Below are 18,648 nucleotides of genomic sequence, written 5' to 3' on the forward strand. Positions count from 1 at the left end.
GCCGCGGTGCGCCTCGGCAGATATCTCGATGTCGAGATAACTCTAGTACATGGGGGCTGGATGGTCATGCCCGGATGGCGGGTGTGACCGGTCCGTCACCCCAGGAATGGGGCGGCGCACAGGGGCCCGCGGCTGGGACGATCACCGGATGAGCCACTTCCCGCCCCGACAGCACTCCACAGGGCACCCGCGCCCCGTCGACCTCGCCGCCCGCCCCGACCGGGCGGCCGCGCTCGACGCCGTCAACCGGGACCTGGCGGCGACCCTGCCGGAGGCCGGGCCGATGCGGCTGATGTGGACACCGTCGGACGACGAGAACCTCCCGGACCAGTACCACGCGGCGCTGCCCGACGGCCGGTGGCACGGTGACGCGCAGGACCCCGACGCCGCCGGCATCGCGGAGGCGGCACAGGAGACGGTCCAGGCGGTGCTGTGGCAGGTGTGGCCGGTGTGCCCGGAGCACCGCATCGGGGTGCACGCGGATGTCGGAGCGAACGGGCGAGCGGTGTGGTGGTGCCGGGCCGGCGAGGGCCACGAGCTGTGCGAAGTGGGCGAACTGGCGCAAACCCTCCCCGGCAGGCAGCGCCGGGCACTGCGCCGGAAGGAGCGCGGGCGGGAGGGGTGAGCGGCGGCCATCAGTAAGCCATATGGGGGTATCCGAGTTGAGCGCCCCTCAGAGGCGCCGACAAGCTGAGGAGACAGCCATGGGCCTGACGTTCCGCAAGAGCTTCCGCATCCTTCCCGGCGTGCGGCTGAACATCAACCGCCACTCCTGGTCCATCACGACCGGCGGTGGCAAGCACGGTCCCCGTCACACCCACAGCAGCACCGGACGCCGCACGACTTCGATGGACCTGCCGGGCCCGTTCGGCTGGCGCAAGACGACGACCAAGAAGCGCTGACCCTCACCGGCGGCCGCTGACCCCGCGTCACCCGAACGGACCCCCCGAGAGGCGCGATCTCATATCTGAGATAGCCTCAAGCTCATGTCAGACGACTACCTCGTACGCATCGGCAAGCTCATCCGTGACGCCCGGCAGCACCGTGGCTGGACTCAGGCGCAGCTCGCGGACGCGCTCGGCACCAGTCAGAGCGCGGTCAACCGCATCGAGCGCGGCAACCAGAACATCAGCCTTGAGATGATCGCCCGGATCGGTGAAGCCCTGGACAGCGAGATCGTGTCGCTGGGCTACGCGGGTCCGATGCACCTGCGGGTCGTCGGCGGCCGCCGGCTGTCCGGCGCCATCGACGTCAAGACGAGCAAGAACGCGTGTGTGGCGCTGCTCTGCGCGTCCCTGCTCAACAAGGGGCGTACGGTGCTGCGCCGGGTGGCGCGCATCGAGGAGGTGTACCGCCTGCTGGAGGTCCTGAACTCCATCGGCGTGCGCACCCGCTGGATCAACGACGGCGTCGACCTGGAGCTGGTCCCGCCGGCCGAGCTGGAGATGGACGCGATCGACGCGGAGGCGGCCGTCCGCACCCGCTCGATCATCATGTTCCTCGGGCCGCTGCTGCACCGCATGGACCGCTTCATGCTGCCGTACGCGGGCGGCTGCGACCTCGGCACCCGCACCATCGAGCCGCACATGATCGCGCTGCGCCGGTTCGGCCTGGACATCGCGGCGACCGAGGGCCAGTACCACGCCGTGGTGGACCGCACGGTCCGCCCGGACCGCCCGATCGTACTGACCGAGCGCGGCGACACCGTGACGGAGAACGCCCTGCTGGCGGCGGCCCGCCACGACGGCGTGACCGTCATCCGCAACGCGTCCTCGAACTACATGGTCCAGGACCTCTGCTTCTTCCTGGAGGCCCTGGGCGTCCGCGTCGAGGGCATCGGCACCACCACGCTGACCGTGCACGGCGTGCCGAACATCGACATCGATGTCGACTACTCCCCCTCCGAGGACCCGGTCGAGGCGATGAGCCTGGTCGCGGCGGCCGTGGTGACGGAGTCGGAGCTGACGGTGCGCCGGGTGCCGATCGAGTTCCTGGAGATCGAGCTGGCGGTCCTGGAGGAGATGGGCCTCGACCACGACCGCAGCCGCGAGTACTTCGCGGACAACGGCCGTACCCGTCTGGTCGACCTCACGGTCCGCCCCTCCAAGCTGGAGGCGCCGATCGACAAGATCCACCCCATGCCGTTCCCCGGCCTCAACATCGACAACGTCCCCTTCTTCGCGGCCATCGCCGCGGTCGCCCAGGGCCAGACCCTCATCCACGACTGGGTCTACGACAACCGGGCGATCTACCTCACCGACCTCAACCGCCTCGGCGGCCGCCTGCAGTTGCTGGACCCCCACCGAGTCCTGGTCGAGGGCCCGACACGCTGGCGCGCGGCGGAGATGATGTGCCCGCCCGCGCTTCGGCCGGCGGTCGTCGTGTTGTTGGCGATGATGGCCGCGGAGGGCACGTCGGTGCTGCGCAACGTCTACGTCATCAACCGGGGGTACGAGGACCTCGCGGAGCGGTTGAACTCGATCGGGGCGCAGATCGAGATCTTCCGGGACATCTGAGCAGCGCGGTGTCGTGCCCCTTGGAGACAAGGGGCACGACACCTCAACGTGGGTGAACGTCATCGAGTGCTGGGAGAACAGGCCCTGACCAGCGCGTTCGAACCTTTCAGTGCTGTCAGGGACTTCCCTGTTCACGCGGCGGTAAGTCACCAGAAAGTCCCCAGCCTGTCCCCGGACGGGCGGCCCCGGCACGAGGTGTCCGTGAGGGCGCTCGCAGCCGGCTTTCGCGTGACCCGGAGTCGGCCCGAGCTCAGGCAGTCCCGGGTATCACAAGCCCTGACTCGTACGCCACGATCACCAACTGTGCCCGGTCCCGCGCCCCCAACTTGCCCATCATCCGGCTGACATGGGTCTTGGCGGTCAGCGGGCTGAGTCCCAACACCTCGGCGATCTCGGAGTTGTTGAGACCGCGCGCGACCAACGCGAGTACCTGCCGTTCCCGTTCGGACAACCCGCTCGGCCCTCCCACTGCGGATGCCGTCGCGGTGTTCGGCGCGCGCAGAAAGCGGGCGATCAGCCGCGATGTGGGACCGGGCGAGAGGAGGGACTCCCCCGCGGCCACCGTCCGGATGGCGTCGAGGAGTTCGGCCGGCCTGATGTCCTTCACGAGGAAGCCGGACGCCCCGGCCCGCAGTGCCTCGACGATGTGCTCGTCGGTCTCGTACGTCGTCAGGACGAGCACCTTCACCCCCGCGAGATCCTCGTCGGCGGCGATGAGCCGGGTCGCCTCGATCCCGTCGAGGTCGGGCATGCGGATGTCCATCACGATGAGATCGGCCCGCGCCGACCGGGCCAGCGCCACGGCCTCCCGCCCGGTGCCCGCCTCGGCGACGACCTCCATGTCCCCGGCCGACGAAACGAGCATCGCGAAGGAGGCCCGTACGAGGGTCTGGTCGTCGGCCAGCAGTACGCGGATGGTCATCGAACCTCGTCCTCCCGGGACAGCGGCAGTGTGGCGGTCACCTCGAAGCCCCCTGCGGGCCCCGGAGCGGCGTCCAGTGTCCCGCCCACGCTACGGGCCCGCTCCCGCATGCCGACGAGCCCGAACCCCGGCCTGCCGTCGGACGGGCCCACCCCGCCGCCCGAGCCGGCGTTCCCGCCGGTCCCGTCGTCCCTGACACTCACCTGCAGTGCGCCGTCCGCGGTCCACAGACCCACCCGCACGGTGAGGTCCTCGCGGCCACCGTGACGTACGGCGTTGGTGAGCGCCTCCTGCACGATCCGGTACGCGGTGGCGCCTACGGAGGGCGGGATGCCGTCCGCGCGGACGGACAGTTCGACCTTGGCCCCGGCCACCCGGCCGGTCTCCGCGAGACCGGCCAGTCCGTCGATGCCGGGCAGCGGCCCCCGCATGTCCTCGGCCCCGGAAACAGAACCGGACACGGAACCGGCCCCCGCTCCCAGATCCGCGCCCGCTCCCACGACCGTGTCATGCGCCCGCAGCACCTCCAGCGTCGTACGCAGTTCCCCCCGGGCGGTCCGGCAGGTCCCCGCGATGTCGTCCAGTGCCTGGGCGACGGCCTTGCGGTCGAGGCGATCGGGGTCGGCGGTGAGGACGTGGGCCGCCACGGACGTCTGCACGCCGATGAGCGTGATGCTGTGGGCGAGCAGGTCGTGCAGGTCACGGGCGATCCGCAGCCGTTCCTCGGCGACGCGGCGCCTGGCCTCCTCCTCCCGGGTGCGTTCGGCCCGTTCGGCCCGTTCGACGATGGAGGCGACGAACCAGCGGTAGTAGCGGACGTCGATACCGATGAACAGGACCGCGATGATCCAGCCGGAGATCTCCAGGGACTCCGGCGCCCCCTTCGGGTTGGTGAGGGCGTCGCTGATCACTGTCGGGCCGAGGACGGCGACACCGGTGATCAGCGTGCGGCGTACGGTGCCGGTCGCTGCGACGGTGTAGAGCGCCAGGACGGTCGCGGGGATGGGCAGGGCGGGGTTGTAGTCGAGGGCGTAGTACGGAGCCACGCAGGCCACCACCCCGAGCAGGGCCACGACCGGACGGCGGCGCCGCCATACGAGGGGCACATGCCCGGCGAGCAGCAGCGTCCAGCCGAGATGGTCGGGCGGGACCCCTTCGCCGCCCATCAGGGCGATGGCTACGGCGAGCACGGCGACGCCCAGCGCGAGGACCGCGTCGTTGCGGGTGCGGTGCGGTGCGGTCAGCGGTTCGCGGTTGATGGCGGACATGATGTGCTCGACGCGACGGGACCGCCCATCGCCACCGGCCCTCGTCTCCGCCGCCGACCGGTCGCGTACCCCTGTGGTCACTCCCCGTTCTTCCACGGCTCCATCTTCCGGTACTCGTGCTTTCGGTACTCGTGCGGGAACCCGGGGCCCCTCAGGAAGGAGCGGCACCCGGGCGGGCCCGCCGGATCAAGGTGCTCGATCGGCGTGCTGGATCAGAGCGTTCGATCAGATTCCTCGATCGAGGCGTTCGGTCAGCGTGCTCAAGGTGCGCCGACGGTTTCCGCCTGCCGCGGCGGCTCGGACGGTCCGATCCGTTCGGCCGGGACAGGCTCCCGTGAGAGCACGCCCGGCCACCACACCTTCCGGCCCAGGGCGACGCTGGCGCTGGTCACCAGGTACGTCCGTACGAGGAAGGTGTCGAGCAGGACGCCGACGGCGATCACGAAGCCGAGTTGGACCAACTGCACCAGGCCCATGTTCGTCAGCACGGCGAAGGTCGCGGCGAGGACCAGTCCGGCGGAGGCGATGACGCCGCCGGTGGTGCGCAGCGCGGTGAGTGCCGCCGCGGTCGGATCTGCTCCCGCCAGGGACTCCTCCCTCATCCGATGCATGAGGAAGATGCCGTAATCGACGCCGAGGGCGACCAGGAACACGAAGGACAGCAGTCCGAGCCCCGGATCGGTGCCCTTGAGGCCGAGGAGCGGTTCGAAGACCAGTCCGCCGATCCCGAGGGAGGCGCCCCACACCGCGACGACCGCGACCACCAGGAGCAGCGGTGCGACCAGACTCCGCAGCAGCCCGATCAGGATGAGCATCACGGAGACGAGGACGAGCGGCACAATGATCTTCGTGTCCCGGGCGTTGGTTGCCTCCAGGTCGATCTGCTGGGCGCTGTCCCCGCCGACGTACGAGCCCTTCAGTTCGTGCCGCAGGGACTTGATGGTGGCAGTCTCCCCCGCCGACTGGGGTGCGCTCTTGGCGAAGACGGAGATCTCGGTCCAGCCGTCTCCCGTACGCCCCTTCTCCGCGCTGCCGACGCCCGGTGTGCCACGGACGGTCGCGAGGGTCTCGTCGGCGCGCCCCTGCGGGGTGATCACGTCGATGGGCTGGCTGCCCTGCCCGGGATAGGACTTGGCAAGGGTCTCCATCGCGACGACGGCCTCCGGCTTGCTGACGAAGGAGTCCTCCTGCTTGAGCGGTCCCGGCAGGTTGAGCGAGCCCAGGGCGAGGGCGCCGAGCAGTACGGCACCGCTCGCGAGTACGGTCAGCGGCCTGCGTCCGGCCGAGCCGCCCATCGCCGAGAACAGGCTCCGCCGCTGCTTGGGCGTACTCCCGAAGACGGGCACGAGCGGCCAGAACACACGCCGTCCGACCACTACGAGGATGGCGGGGAGCAGGGTCGTCATCGCGATCAGCGCGCACAGCACACCGACGGTGCCGAGCGGGCCCATGCCCCGGCTGCTGTTGAGGTCGGCGGCGAGCAGGCACAGCAGTCCGGCGGCGACGGTGCCTGAGGAGGCGAGCACGGCGGGCCCGCAGCCTCGCAGGGCGGCGACCATGGCCTCGTACGGTCGCTCGAAGCGCCGCAGCTCTTCCCGGTAGCGCGAGACGAGCAGCAGCGCGTAGTCCGTGCCCGCCCCGAACACGAGGATCGTCATCACACCCGAACTCTGCCCCGAGACGGTCGTGCCGAAGGCCTGGTTGAGGCCGTAGGCGACACCCATGGACATGTAGTCGGCGATCCCGGCGACGACGAGGGGCACGAGCCACAGCACGGGGCTGCGGTAGATCAGGATCAGCAGTACGGCGACGACGGCGACCGTGGTGTAGAGCAGCGGTCCGCCGAGCGAGTCGTAGACCGCGCCGGAGTCGGTGGCCAGCGCGCTGGTGCCGCCCACGTCGACACTCAACCCGCCTTCGCCCTGGGCGATTTCGCGGACGTCGTTGACGAGCTTGTCCCGCTGTTCCTCGTTCGCCCCGGGCTCATTGCTGGCGACCGGGTACATCAGGGTCGTGCCGTCCTTGGACGGAATCCCCTCGGGAGCACCGCCGATCAGCTCGTGCTGCCGCGTGATCTCCGCGACCTGCGCGGCCGCGGTCTTCCGGTCGGCGGCGCTGAGCCCGCCGTCCCGGTGGTAGACGAGCACCATCTCGGTGGTCTCGCCCCCAGGCAACTTGTCCTCGATCTTCGCCGCTTGCGTCGAGTCCGCGCTCGCCGGCAGGTAGTCGGTGACCTTGTCGTGCTGCACGTCGGCGAGCTTCGCCGCGAACGGCCCGACGATCGCGATCACGGCAATCCACAGCCCGAGCACGGCCCATGGAACGACTCGCCTGCGTCCCGTCCTCGTCGTGGTTGTTTCTGCGGCCCTCATTGGCCGGTCTCCCTCCGGGTGACGTCTGCTTCGGTCCCCAGACTTCCGGTGAGAACCACGGCTTTCGTCGGGCGAGAGGGGGAGGTGACGTGTACTGCCGGAGGCGACGGGGGGTGCGGATTACTCCCTGGGGAGTAGTCGGCGGACGGCGCGCCGCCCCGGAAGGGCGCCGGGGCCCACCCGGGGCTCACGACGGCGTCCGCGCCGCCGTGAGCACTCGCGTCCCATCATCCGCACAGACCGTCAGAGCAGCGCCCACCGTTCCGTCAGAGCAGCGCCCACCGTTGTCTTCCAAGGCGAGCCCGTGCGCCGTCACACCGGTCCGGGAGCGGCAGGAATAGGGCCCGGTCCCGTGAGGTTGACCCCGGTGACAGACGCATGCGCACGCATGAAAATCCGGAGGTCAGCCATGAAGATCGGCATCATCGGCGCGGGAAACATCGGCGGCAACCTCACCCGGCGGCTCACCGCCCTCGGGCACGACGTCGCCGTCGCCAACTCCCGCGGCCCGGAAACGCTCCGCGAGCTGGCCGAGGAGACCGGCGCGACCCCGGTCCGTGTCGAGGACGCGGCCGAAGGCGCCCATGTCGTGGTCGTCACCGTCCCGCTGAAGGCGGTTCCGCTGCTGCCCGACGGCCTGCTGGACGGCGCGGCCGAGGGCGCCGCGGTGATCGACACCGGCAACTACTACCCGCAACGGGACGGCCGGATCGCGGCCATCGAGGATGAGGGCCTCACCGAGAGTCGCTGGACCGAGCGGCACCTCGGCCACCCAGTGATCAAGGCGTTCAACGGCACCTACGCCCAGGACATCCTGGACCGCCCGCGCCCGGCGGGCGACCCGGACCGCCTCGCCCTCCCGGTGGCCGGCGACGACGAGGTCGCCAAGCGGGCCGTCCAGGCCCTGATCGAGGAACTGGGCTTCGACACGGTCGACGCCGGCGGCATCACCGACTCCTGGCGCCAGCAGCCGGGCACCCCGGTCTACGGCCTGCGGGCGGGCGTCGAGGAGGTCCGCAAGGCCCTGGCCGAAGCGTCCCCGGAACGCCCGGCGGACTTCCGGGCCTGAGGGAGTACCTCCACGCGCCTGCTAGGGCTTCTCAGGTTCTGGACTGTCTGCCGATGCTCCGAGGGCCGCGCAGACGGCGTCCGTACGAGGCCGGTCCACGCGGGCGTGGCCCGTAAGCCGCCTCACCGGCGGCCGCCGTCACCCCCGCGCTCGCGCGGGCCGGACCATGCGCACGTCCTCGACACCCAGGAGGCGGAGGAGGGGACCTTTCCCGCGGCCTGCTCGGGGTCGTCCCGGAGGCCCGGGTCGCGGTGGGACAGCAGTGGCAGCACGAGCACGTCGTCGCCGGGGCCTATCCGCTCGTCGATGGCGGGGTACTCGGGCGAGGCGTCGCGCAGGATGTTCCAGGATGATGTTCCGGTTCGGCGTCGCGTCGTCGAACGGGGCTCCCAGCGACGGGGCGTTGGCCACGAGCGTGGAGACGGTGAAGCACACCGATGCGGCGGCCCTGCGGTACATGCCCATGGCGTACCGGCGCTCCTGGTAGCCGATGGCCTCGGCCGTCCGGGCGGCCAGTCCGGTGAGGCCCGCGTCGCCGGGTCGGGGCCAGCCGGGCAGCGCGGCGCCCACGGCGATGACCGTCCAGGTGAGCTTGGGCGTCAGTTCCAGGTAGCGGCCCGGCGTACGTCGTTGCCGACGGTGCGGGTCACCTAGGACGCCTCGGTGCGGCTGACGGAGCGGCCGTGCAGCGGCCTGAACGTCGGCCGTTCCGACCCCGTGGCCCGGCGCGCGGCGAGCGCACGGTCGGTGATCTCCGGTCCGGCGACCCCGATCGCCTCCGGTGCGGTCGGCTACGGAGCCGGTCGGGTGCTCGACGGGCTGGGAGGGGAGACACGGTGGCGGGCATCGCCGCCCGGTGGCCCGCTTGGGGAGGACCGGACAACGGTGTCGGACCGCCGTGCGTTAGAAGCGAGAAGCCGGCCAGGTTCGCCTGCCGCCGCGGGAAGAGAGGGTGTGCGGGGCGCCCGACGGCACCCCGCCCCGGCGGCGCGCGAGATGAACTCGGGCGTCGCGCCGCCATGTTCGTGACCCGGCCGAACGCATTCCCGCCCCTTGACACATAAAGACAACTGCACTGCACTGTTCAGCGCTCGCGGCAATTCGCAAAAACCCCCGCGCGAGAACGCCGAGTGAATTCAAGGAGAATATCCCGTGCCCGAAGTCAGTCGTCGCAGGTTTTTGCAGATTGCCGCGGGCAGCGCGGCTGCCGCGCAGTTGTCCGAGGGGATCGCGCGGGCCGCGGCCATCGCGCCCGTGGCGGGGACGGGGACGCTCGCCGATGTGGAGCATGTCGTCGTGCTGATGCAGGAGAACCGGTCGTTCGACCACTACTTCGGCACGTTGAGGGGCGTGCGGGGGTTCGGGGACCCGCGGCCGGTGGGGCTGCCGTCGGGGAAGAGTGTGTTTCACCAGGTGGACGGGGCGGGGCGGGAGACGCTGCCGTTCCGGCCGGATGCCGACCGGCTGGGGATGCGGTTCATCCAGGATCTGGACCACAGTTGGGCCGGGACGCACGCGGCGTTCGACGGGGGTCTCTACGACAAGTGGATTCCCGCCAAGTCCACGACCACGATGGCTTATCTGACGCGCGCGGACATTCCGTACCATTACGCGCTCGCGGACGCGTTCACCGTCTGCGACGCTTACCACTGCTCAATGCTGAGTTCCACCGATCCGAACCGTTACTACCTGTACACCGGGTATTCCGGGAACGACGGCAAGGGCGGCGGGCCGGTGCTCGGGAATGAGGAGGCCGGGTATTCCTGGACCACGTTCCCGGAGATACTCCAGCAGGCGGGCGTCTCCTGGAAGGTCTACCAGGACACCGGCACCGGCCTGGACGCGGCCGGTGGCTGGGGATGGACCGCAGACGCGTTCATCGGCAACTACGGCGACAACTCCCTGCTGTTCTTCGACCAGTACCGCGACGCCAAGCCCGGAGACCCCCTCTACGACCGGGCCCGCACCGGCACCAGGGCGGCCGACGGCGACGGCTACTTCGACCGCCTGCGCGCCGACGTGGCCGCGGGGACCCTCCCCCAGGTCTCCTGGATCGCCGCCCCCGAAGCCTTCAGCGAGCACCCCAACTGGCCCGCCAACTACGGCGCCTGGTACATCTCGCAGGTCCTGGACGCGCTCACCTCCAACCCGGACGTCTGGAGCCGTACGGTCCTGCTGCTGACCTACGACGAGAACGACGGCTTCTTCGACCACGTCGTACCGCCCTTCCCGCCCGCCTCCGCCGCGCGCGGCCTGTCCACGGCCGATGTGACGACGGAGCTGTACGGCGGCTCGTCCGGGTACGCAGCCGGGCCGTACGGGCTCGGGCCGCGCGTGCCCATGCTCGTCATCTCACCCTGGAGCACCGGGGGTTGGGTCTGTTCGCAGACCTTCGACCACACCTCCGTCGTGCAGTTCATCGAGAAGCGGTTCGGGGTGCGCAACCCCCATGTCTCGCCCTGGCGGCGCGCGGTGTGCGGTGACCTCACCTCGGCCTTCGACTTCTCGCGCGGCGCCACCTCCGCGCCCGGCCTGCCCGACACCAGCGGATACCGGCCGCCGGACCACACCAACCCCGGCGACTACGTGCCCAAGCCCCCGGCCGCCGGCGCCCTGCCCAAGCAGGAGCGCGGTACGCGCGGCGCACGGGCGCTGCCGTACGACCTGGCCGTGGACACCAAGGCGGTCGGCGGGCGGATGCAGTTCACCTTCGCCGCGCTCGGCGCCGCCGGGGCGGCCTTCCATGTCACCTCGGCCACCCGCACCGACGGGCCCTGGCCGTACACCGTCGAGTCCGGCAAGAGTCTGACCGACAGTTGGGCGCTGCCGGGCACCCGTTACGACTTCTCCGTCTTCGGCCCCAACGGCTTCCTACGCCGTCAGGCCGGCACCAACTCCGCCGTCGGCCCCGAGGTCACCGCCCGGCACGACAACTCCGCCGGGCAGGTCACCCTGACCTTCACCAACGCGGGCAGCACCGCCGTCACCTTCACGGCCACGGACGCCTACGCTCCGGCCCGGCACTACACGTACACCGTGCGGCCGGGCGCCTCCCGCGTCGTCAAGGGCTGGGGCGTCGCCGCCGGGAACCGCTGGTACGACGTCACGGTCACCGCGAGCGGCGACACCGCCTTCGTACGCCGCTTCGCGGGGCACGTGGAGACGGGCGCGCCGAGCACGAGCGACCCGGCGACCGCCACGGTGTGATCACGCCGTGACGCCGGAGACCCACGAGAACTGCGGTCTCCGGCGTTACGGGTCTGCTGCTCGCTCTCAGCCTCCGGTGGTCGCACCGGTGCTCGTGGCGCCGGTGCCGCCGCCACCGCCGGTGGTCGCACCGGTGGTCGTGGCACCAGTGCCGCCGCCACCGCCGGTCGTCGCACCGGTCGTCGTGGCACCCGTACCACCGCCGCCGCCGGTCGTCGCACCGGTCGTCGTCGCGCCGGTGCCGCCACCGCCGCCGGTCGTCGCGCCGGTGGTCGTCGCACCCGTACCACCGCCACCGCCGGTCGTCGCACCGGTGGTCGTCGCGCCGGTACCACCGGTGCCGCCCGTGGTCGCGCCGGTGGTCGTCGCACCCGTACCGCCGGTGCCGCCCGTGGTCGCGCCGGTCGTCGTCGCGCCGGTGGTGCCGCCTGTGGTGGTCGCGCCCGTGGTGGTCGCTCCGGTGGTGGTGGCGCCTGTGGTGGCGCCGGTCGTCGTCGTGGTGGCACCCGTGGTCGTGGCACCTGTGCTTCCGCCGCCTGTCGTCGCGCCTGTGGTCGTGGCGCCGGTGCCTCCGCCGCCGCGGTCGCACAGCCGGGGGTCGACGCGGACGCCGGTCCTGGCGTTCACGGCGACGATCTGGCCGTTGCGCAGGACGAGCTTGCAGGCGATGTTGGGCGCGGCCGCCGACGACGTCGGCGCCTTCGTCGGATGGGCCGGCGCTCCGACGGCCATGACACCGCCTGTTCCGACGAGTGCCACGGCCAGGTAGGTGGCCCCGATCGCCTTGGGTATGTGCCTCCACTTGCGCGCCGCCATGATGCCTCCCTCAGGAGCTGGGACAGATACTTCTCCAACCTGAGGCACCGGCCATGACGGCGGCGTTGGTCCAGCGTGACGGCACCGTGATACTGGTTGCGCCGGACAACCGACCCCGTTCGGCCGAACAGAAGACCCCTCTCGCCGCCCCGCTCCTTAAGCTGGTCCCACATGATCGGCAGGTCCGGGAACCCCAGGTCAGGGGGAGCATGGTGGAACGACACGAGGACGGCGACGCCCTGCCTCCCCGGCTGAACGTCTCGTGGTCCAGGCCCGCGCGCCTCTGGCTCGCCACGGTCATCGTGGTGACGGCGATGGCGGTCATCATCCACCTGCTGCTGCTCTTCCTCTACCTGGCGCCCGCCAACGCCATCAGCAAGGAGCACCGGGAGCTGGTGAACAGCTACGTCTACCCGGAGTTCGACCAGAACTGGAAGCTGTTCGCCCCCAACCCGCTCCAGGGGAACATCCACGTCGACGCCCGCGCCGAGGTGCGCCTGCCCGACGGCTCCCTGCGCACCTCGGACTGGGTGTCCCTGACCGCGCAGGACCTGAAGGAGATCCGGGACAACCCCGCCCCCAGCCACGCCGACCAGAACCTGCTCCGCCAGGCGTGGGACTTCTACACCCGGACCCATGACGCCAAGGGCCGCCCCATCGGCCTCCAGGGGCAGCTCGCCGAGGTGTACGTACGCCGGATCGCGGCGGGCCGGCTCGGGGCGGACCTGCTGGGCGGGCAGGTGGTCAAGGTGCAGCTCCGTTCCACGTACCACCCGATCGCCCCGCCGAAGTGGAGCGACGAGAACGACGAGTCGCCGGTCACCTACCAGACGCTGACCTGGTGGCCCGTCTCCGAGGAGGACTTCCGGTGACCGCCGACACGGACCGCACCGCCCCGGACCGCACCCCGGTGCCCTCCCCGTTCAAGGGCATGAGCCGGCGGATCGACGCCAGGATCGTCCGGTGCCTGAACGACATCACCGGCCGGGCCCTCTTCCCGTACCAGGCAGCGATCGTCCGTATCGGCTTCTCGCTGACCTTCCTGCTCTATCTGCTCCGGGAGTTCCCGAACCGGCACGAGCTGTACGGCGCGGGCAGCCCGTGGTCGTTCGACCTCGCGCAGCGGCTGATCGCGTCGAACGGCGCGTTCTCGGTGCTGATGTGGTCGGACAGTGACCTGTGGTTCGAGCTGGTCTACCTCGCCGCGATCGGCGCGAGCCTGGGGCTGCTGCTGGGCTGGCACACCCGCACGATGTCGCTGCTGTTCATGGTGGGCGTGCTGGCGCTGCTGAACCGCAACGTCCTGCTGGGCGACGGCGGTGACACCCTCATCCATCTGGTCGCCGGGTACCTGGTGCTCACCCGCTGCGGCCAGGTGTGGTCACTGGACGCGAGGCGCAGAGAGCGCGCGCCGCAGGACGGGGAGTTCACCCGCATCGTGCTCTGGACCCTCCTCGGCACCTTCCTGGCCCTCGCCCAGCTCACCGGCTTCGCGGAACTGTCCTGGGGCTGGGCCCTGTTCCTCTGGGGGATGTGGCTGATCCAGGCACTGTGGTTCTGGGTGGAGCGCACCGACCGCACCGAGCTGCGGACCGTCATGGACGCCACGGCCAACGTCGTGCACAACGCGGCGCTGCTGGTGATCGCCGCCCAGGTCTGCATCCTGTACGCCACGGCCGGGCTGTACAAGATCCAGGGCCCGCGCTGGCAGGACGGCACCGCGGTCCACTACCCCCTGCACCTGGCCTACTTCAGCCCGTGGGGCCCGCTGTCCCGGACGGTCGACAGCAGCGCCGTACTGGTCACCGCGATCACCTACGGGACGGTGATCCTCCAGGTGGCGTTCCCCTTCACCCTGCTCAACCGGCGGGTGAAGAACGTGCTGCTGCCGCTCCTGATGGCCGAGCACGCCTCGATCGCGGTGCTCTGCGGGCTGCCGTTCTTCTCGATGGCCATGGTCTTCGCCGACGCGGTGTTCCTGCCGACGAGCTTCCTGCGCTGGCTCGGCTACCGGGTGTCGGACACCGCCGGCCGCCTGCTGGAACGGGTGCGCGGCAGACGGACCGCCGAGGCGTGACTCACCGGCTCAGATACGCGCCCTCGCCCCCGGCCAGGCGCACCCGCGCCACCAGTTGGTGCAGCCGCTGGGTGGGGCACAGGCCGAGTTCGTCGCGCAGCCGCCGTACGTACCGTTCGAAGTGGTGCACCGCCTCGGAGGGATTGCCCTCCGCCAAGTAGGCCCGGATCAGGGAGGCTTGGCTGCTCTCGCGCAGGGGGTCGGCCTGGACGGCCGCCTGGGCGGCGACGACGGCGCCGGCGTACTCGGTGGAATCGATGAAGGTCTCGGTCAGCGCCTCCAGCGCATGCAGCCGCAACTGCCGCCAGTGGTCGGACTCCAGGAGCGACCACTCGTCGTACCAGCCGGGCAGCAGGTCGGCGGAGAGCTGGTCCACGGTCGCCGTGCTGAGGCGGAGCGGCGCGGGTGGCACGCCGGGGTCGAGGAGGTGCTGGGCCAGGAGCCGGGCGTCGCGGAGGTCCACCGTGACGTCGGAGGCGAGGCGCACGTCCGTCGGGGAGATGTCGAGCGCCCTGACGCCGAGCCCGCGCAGCCGGCACAGGGCCGCCCGCAGGTTCGTGTACGCACAGTGCTCGGCGACCTTGGGCCAGAGGCTGCCCGCGATCAGCGCGCGGGGGACGGGGGCGCGGTAGTTGAGCGCCACGAAGGCCAGCAGCCGTCGGGAGCCCACCGGGACCGTTACGGGAATGTCGTCGACGAGGAGGTCGAAACCACCTAGGAGAGCGATACGCACGGAGGGCTTGGTCTGCACGGCTCCGCGCGCGATTGCTTGATCACCTGCGGTCATAACGTGCCTCAGCGGCGTAGAGGAATCAGCCGCGACACCCGTGCCCCGGCCGTGCGGTCGCCGCGCAGAGCGCCGGCGAGCCGCAAAACTCGCTGTGGAACCAGCTTGCTGTGACCACTTGGGTTTGTCCAATTGCGCGGAATCATCCGCCGTTTCCCCCGCTCACAGGCCCTGCGGGGTGTGGGTGCCGGGCCCCTGGATACCCGGCCGTACGGACCACCGCACGCCCACCCCCAGGGAGATCACCATGCAGGACAGGAACGACATGCCGGACGAGGGGAAGCCCGCGGCTCCCCGGGGCCGGGAGGCCCGGTCCGCCGGGGACGTCCTGAGCGGGCCCGGCGTCGACAACCCGTCCGTCGCCGAACCGACCGAGCCCAGGGAGCCGGCGCCCGCCAAGCCCGACCAGGAGGCCCCGGCCACGGTGAGCCCCACCGGGCGGCCGAGCGGCGCCGGTCCGGAGCTGCGCGAGCAGGACGGCGAGTGGCTGACCACGGCACAGGGCAACCGGCTGTACGACACCGACCACTCACTGAAGTCGGGCGCGCGGGGCCCCGTACTCCTCCAGGACCACCATCTGCGGGAGAAGATCACCCACTTCGACCACGAGCGGATTCCGGAGCGGGTGGTGCACGCACGGGGCGCGGCCGCGCACGGCGTGTTCGAGGGGTACGGCAGCGCGGAGGGCGTGACCCGGGCCGGGTTCCTCAAGGCCGGGGTCGAGACGCCGGTGTTCGTACGCTTCTCCACGGTCCTCGGCTCGCGCGGCTCGGCCGACACGGTCCGGGACACCCGCGGGTTCGCCACGAAGTTCTACACCGACGAGGGCACCTTCGACCTGGTGGGGAACAACATCCCCGTCTTCTTCATCCAGGACGCCATCAAGTTCCCGGACGTCATCCACGCCGGCAAGCCGCAGCCCGACCGGGAGATCCCGCAGGCGCAGAGCGCGCACGACACGTTCTGGGACTTCGTCACGCTGCACACCGAGGCCACCCACCACACCCTGTGGAACATGTCCGACCGGGGTCTGCCGCGCTCCTTCCGGATGATGGAGGGCTTCGGCGTCCACACGTTCCGCCTGGTGAACGCCGAGGGCGGGACCACGCTGGCCAAGTTCCACTGGAAGCCCAGGCTGGGCGTGCACTCCCTGCTGTGGGAGGAGGCGCAACTGCTGGGCGGTCTGGACCCGGACTTCCACCGGCGCGACCTGGCCGACGCCATCGAGGCGGGCGCGTTCCCGCAGTGGGAGCTGGGCATCCAGACCTTCCCCGACACCCCCGACCAGACCTTCGAGGGCATCGACCTGCTGGACCCGACCAACCTGGTCCCGGAGGAGCTGGCGCCGGTGCAGCCGATCGGGCTGCTCACGCTCAACGCCAACCCGACCAACTACTTCGCGGAGACCGAGCAGGTCGCCTTCCACCCCGGCCATCTGGTGCCCGGCATCGACGTCACCGACGACCCGCTGCTGGCCGGGCGGCTGTTCTCCTACCTGGACACCCAGATCAGCCGGCTGGGCGGCCCCAACTTCGCGCAGATCCCGGTCAACCGCACCCATGCGCCGGTCAACGACATGCTGCGGGACGGCATGCACCAGACCGCCGTGCACGCGGGCGTCGCGGCCTACCGGCCCAACTCCCTCGACGGCGGCTGCCCGTTCCTCGCGGGCGCCGACGACAACCCGTACGTGGAGGCGCCGGTGACGGTGCCCGAGGCGTCGAAGGTGCGGGAGGCGCCGGAGACGTTCGCGGACCACTTCACCCAGCCGCGCCGCTTCTGGCGCAGCATGAGCCCGGTGGAGCGCGAACACATCGTGGCGGCCTACACGTTCGAGCTGGGCAAGTGCTACGAGCAGGCGATCAAGGAGCGCGGGCTCCAGGTGCTGGCCAACATCGACCCGGACCTGTGCGCGCCGGTGGCGGCCGGGCTCGGGCTGCCCGCGCCGGAGCCGACGGTGCCGATCGAGGACGTCGACCCCTCCCCCGCGCTGTCCCAGTTGGGCGACTCCTGGCCGCCGGAGGGCCGGGTCGTGGGCATCGTCACGGACGCCGACGCCGATCTCGACGCGGTGCGCGGGGTGCAGCAAAACCTGCTGTCGGCCGGTCTGGTCCCGCTGATCGTGGCCCCGGCCGGCGGCACGCTGGGCGACGGCGACGGCACGGTCGACGTGCAGCGCAGCTACGCCACCGCCCGCTCGCCGGAGTTCGACGCGCTGCTGGTCGCGGGCTCCGCGGTGCGCGGCGACGACGCGTACGGCGCGCGGGACGCCCGGGCGGCGGGTGACGGCGCGGCCGATCCGCGGGTGGTGCTGATGCTGGACGAGGCGTTCCGGCACGGGAAGGCGCTGGGCGCTTGGCCGGGCGCCGAGGAGGTGCTGCGGACGGCGGGCATCCCGGTGGACGCGCCGGGTGTGGTGACCGGGGGCAGTGGCGCGGAGATCCTGGACGAGCTGACCACGCTGCTGACCGAGCACCGGGTCTGGGACCGGTTCCCGCCTGCGGAGTGAGCGCACGGGCGTGAGCGGGGGCGGCCCACCAGGGCGCCCCCGGCTGTTTTCAGCTCGCCAGAAGGGGGACTCGTGGCTCATGGTGCGAATCGGATACACGATGATGACCGAGCAGGCCGGGCCGCGTGAGCTGGTCGACCATGTCGTCCGTGCCGAGGAGGCGGGCTTCGACTTCTCCGTGACGTCGGACCACTATTTCCCCTGGCTGCGCTCGCAGGGCCACGCCCCGTACGCGTGGAGCGTCCTCGGCGCGGCCGCGCAGGCCACGTCGCGGATACCGCTGATGACGTACGTGACCTGTCCGACCTTCCGCTATCACCCGGCGGTGGTGGCGCAGAAGGCGGCGACCCTGCAACTGCTGTCCGAGGGCCGTTTCCGGCTCGGGCTGGGCTCTGGGGAGAATCTCAACGAGCATGTGGTGGGCGAGGGCTGGCCCGCGGTGGACGTGCGGCACGAGATGCTGGAAGAGGCGGTGGAGATCATCCACGCCCTGTTCGAGGGCGGCCACGTCACCTACCACGGCAAGCACTACGACGTGGAGTCGGCCAAGTTGTGGGACCTGCCCGAGCCGCCGCCGCCCATCGGCATCGCCGTCTCCGGCGAGCAGTCCTGCGCGCTGGCCGGGCATCTCGCGGACCTGGTCATCGCGACCGAGCCGAAGAAGGAGCTGCTGGAGTCGTTCGACCGGCACGGTGGCACCGGCAGGCCCAGCGTGGGTCAGCTCCCGGTCTGCTTCGACACCGACCGGGACGCCGCGATCCGGCGCGCGCACGACCAGTTCCGCTGGTTCGGCCTGGGCTGGAAGGTCAACTCCGAACTGCCGGGCCCGGATTCCTTCGACCAGGCGACCCAGTTCGTCACCGAGGACGACGTGGCCTCCGCCATCCCGTGCGGCGACGACCCGGAAGCCTTCGTGGAGGCCGTACGGCCCTATGCGGAGGCCGGGTTCACCGAGGTGGCCCTGGTGCAGATCGGCGGCCCGACCCAGCCGGCCTTCATCGACTGGTCGGAGAAGACGCTGCTGCCCGCGCTGCGCAACGCCTTCGGCTGAGCGTCGGCTCGATCCTTCCGGCGCCAACCCCGCGCCCCCGCAGGGCAGTTTGCC

15 protein-coding genes are annotated in these 18,648 nt (G+C 71.0%); 10 read left to right on the forward strand and 5 right to left on the reverse strand.

What is annotated here, in order from left to right; all coding sequences use genetic code 11:
* Positions 1-148 precede the first annotated feature (148 nt).
* The 3 genes from ACZ3HQ_RS14450 (at position 149) to ACZ3HQ_RS14460 (ending at position 2,516) form a co-directional block, all read left to right on the forward strand.
* Positions 149-625: a hypothetical protein gene (locus tag ACZ3HQ_RS14450; protein WP_467510727.1), complete on the forward strand. Its 477-nt coding sequence runs from the start codon at positions 149-151 to the stop codon at positions 623-625.
* Between the two features lie 79 nt (positions 626-704).
* A complete protein-coding gene (locus ACZ3HQ_RS14455) occupies positions 705-902 on the forward strand; it encodes a DUF4236 domain-containing protein (protein WP_031181605.1) in 198 nt (65 codons plus the stop codon).
* 84 nt (positions 903-986) lie between these two features.
* Positions 987-2,516, forward strand: a complete 1,530-nt coding sequence (locus ACZ3HQ_RS14460) for a helix-turn-helix domain-containing protein (RefSeq protein WP_031181604.1) — start codon at positions 987-989, stop codon at positions 2,514-2,516.
* A gap of 250 nt (positions 2,517-2,766) precedes the next feature.
* Here the strand turns inward: ACZ3HQ_RS14460 and ACZ3HQ_RS14465 are convergent, their stop codons facing one another.
* The 3 genes from ACZ3HQ_RS14465 to ACZ3HQ_RS14475 form a co-directional block, all read right to left on the reverse strand.
* Complete coding sequence (locus tag ACZ3HQ_RS14465) at positions 2,767-3,438, reverse strand: response regulator (protein ID WP_467510730.1); 672 nt, start codon at positions 3,436-3,438, stop codon at positions 2,767-2,769.
* The gene (locus tag ACZ3HQ_RS14470) at positions 3,435-4,706 is read right to left on the reverse strand and encodes a sensor histidine kinase (protein WP_467510732.1); all 1,272 of its coding nucleotides are present in this window, start codon (positions 4,704-4,706) and stop codon (positions 3,435-3,437) included. The genes ACZ3HQ_RS14465 and ACZ3HQ_RS14470 overlap by 4 nt, the downstream gene beginning before the upstream one ends.
* Before the next feature lie 260 nt (positions 4,707-4,966).
* Complete coding sequence (locus ACZ3HQ_RS14475; RefSeq protein ID WP_467510734.1) at positions 4,967-7,078, reverse strand: MMPL family transporter; 2,112 nt, start codon at positions 7,076-7,078, stop codon at positions 4,967-4,969.
* A 388-nt stretch (positions 7,079-7,466) separates the two neighbouring features.
* Between ACZ3HQ_RS14475 and ACZ3HQ_RS14480 the strand changes: the two genes are divergently transcribed.
* The 3 genes from ACZ3HQ_RS14480 to ACZ3HQ_RS14490 all read left to right on the forward strand — a co-directional run bounded on the left by ACZ3HQ_RS14480 (position 7,467) and on the right by ACZ3HQ_RS14490 (position 11,354).
* Complete coding sequence (locus tag ACZ3HQ_RS14480; RefSeq protein ID WP_467510736.1) at positions 7,467-8,147, forward strand: NADPH-dependent F420 reductase; 681 nt, start codon at positions 7,467-7,469, stop codon at positions 8,145-8,147.
* A 349-nt stretch (positions 8,148-8,496) separates the two neighbouring features.
* Positions 8,497-8,634 (forward strand): hypothetical protein, encoded by a 138-nt coding sequence (locus tag ACZ3HQ_RS14485; protein ID WP_467510738.1) that lies wholly within the window; start codon positions 8,497-8,499, stop codon positions 8,632-8,634.
* Between the two features lie 665 nt (positions 8,635-9,299).
* Complete coding sequence (locus ACZ3HQ_RS14490; protein WP_467510740.1) at positions 9,300-11,354, forward strand: phosphocholine-specific phospholipase C; 2,055 nt, start codon at positions 9,300-9,302, stop codon at positions 11,352-11,354.
* 66 nt (positions 11,355-11,420) lie between these two features.
* Here ACZ3HQ_RS14490 and ACZ3HQ_RS14495 read toward each other — a convergent pair whose 3' ends face one another.
* Positions 11,421-12,170, reverse strand: a complete 750-nt coding sequence (locus ACZ3HQ_RS14495) for a hypothetical protein (protein WP_467510742.1) — start codon at positions 12,168-12,170, stop codon at positions 11,421-11,423.
* A 209-nt stretch (positions 12,171-12,379) separates the two neighbouring features.
* On the opposite strand from ACZ3HQ_RS14495, the gene ACZ3HQ_RS14500 reads away from it, so the two are divergent.
* Both ACZ3HQ_RS14500 and ACZ3HQ_RS14505 read left to right on the forward strand, forming a co-directional pair.
* Entirely contained in the window at positions 12,380-13,042 is a 663-nt protein-coding gene (locus tag ACZ3HQ_RS14500; RefSeq protein ID WP_467510744.1) for a DUF5819 family protein, read from the forward strand.
* Entirely contained in the window at positions 13,039-14,247 is a 1,209-nt protein-coding gene (locus tag ACZ3HQ_RS14505) for an HTTM domain-containing protein (protein WP_467510746.1), read from the forward strand. Before ACZ3HQ_RS14500 ends, ACZ3HQ_RS14505 begins: the two co-directional genes overlap by 4 nt.
* A 1-nt stretch (position 14,248) precedes the next feature.
* Here ACZ3HQ_RS14505 and ACZ3HQ_RS14510 read toward each other — a convergent pair whose 3' ends face one another.
* Positions 14,249-14,980: an AfsR/SARP family transcriptional regulator gene (locus ACZ3HQ_RS14510; RefSeq protein ID WP_467510748.1), complete on the reverse strand. Its 732-nt coding sequence runs from the start codon at positions 14,978-14,980 to the stop codon at positions 14,249-14,251.
* A gap of 301 nt (positions 14,981-15,281) precedes the next feature.
* On the opposite strand from ACZ3HQ_RS14510, the gene ACZ3HQ_RS14515 reads away from it, so the two are divergent.
* Together ACZ3HQ_RS14515 and ACZ3HQ_RS14520 are read left to right on the forward strand one after the other, a co-directional pair.
* Entirely contained in the window at positions 15,282-17,543 is a 2,262-nt protein-coding gene (locus ACZ3HQ_RS14515; protein WP_467510750.1) for a catalase, read from the forward strand.
* 79 nt (positions 17,544-17,622) lie between these two features.
* Positions 17,623-18,594, forward strand: coding sequence for an LLM class F420-dependent oxidoreductase (locus ACZ3HQ_RS14520; RefSeq protein WP_467510752.1), 972 nt, complete (start codon positions 17,623-17,625; stop codon positions 18,592-18,594).
* Positions 18,595-18,648 lie beyond the last annotated feature (54 nt).

It is taken from the genome of Streptomyces sp. NPDC018263, assembly GCF_055562575.1.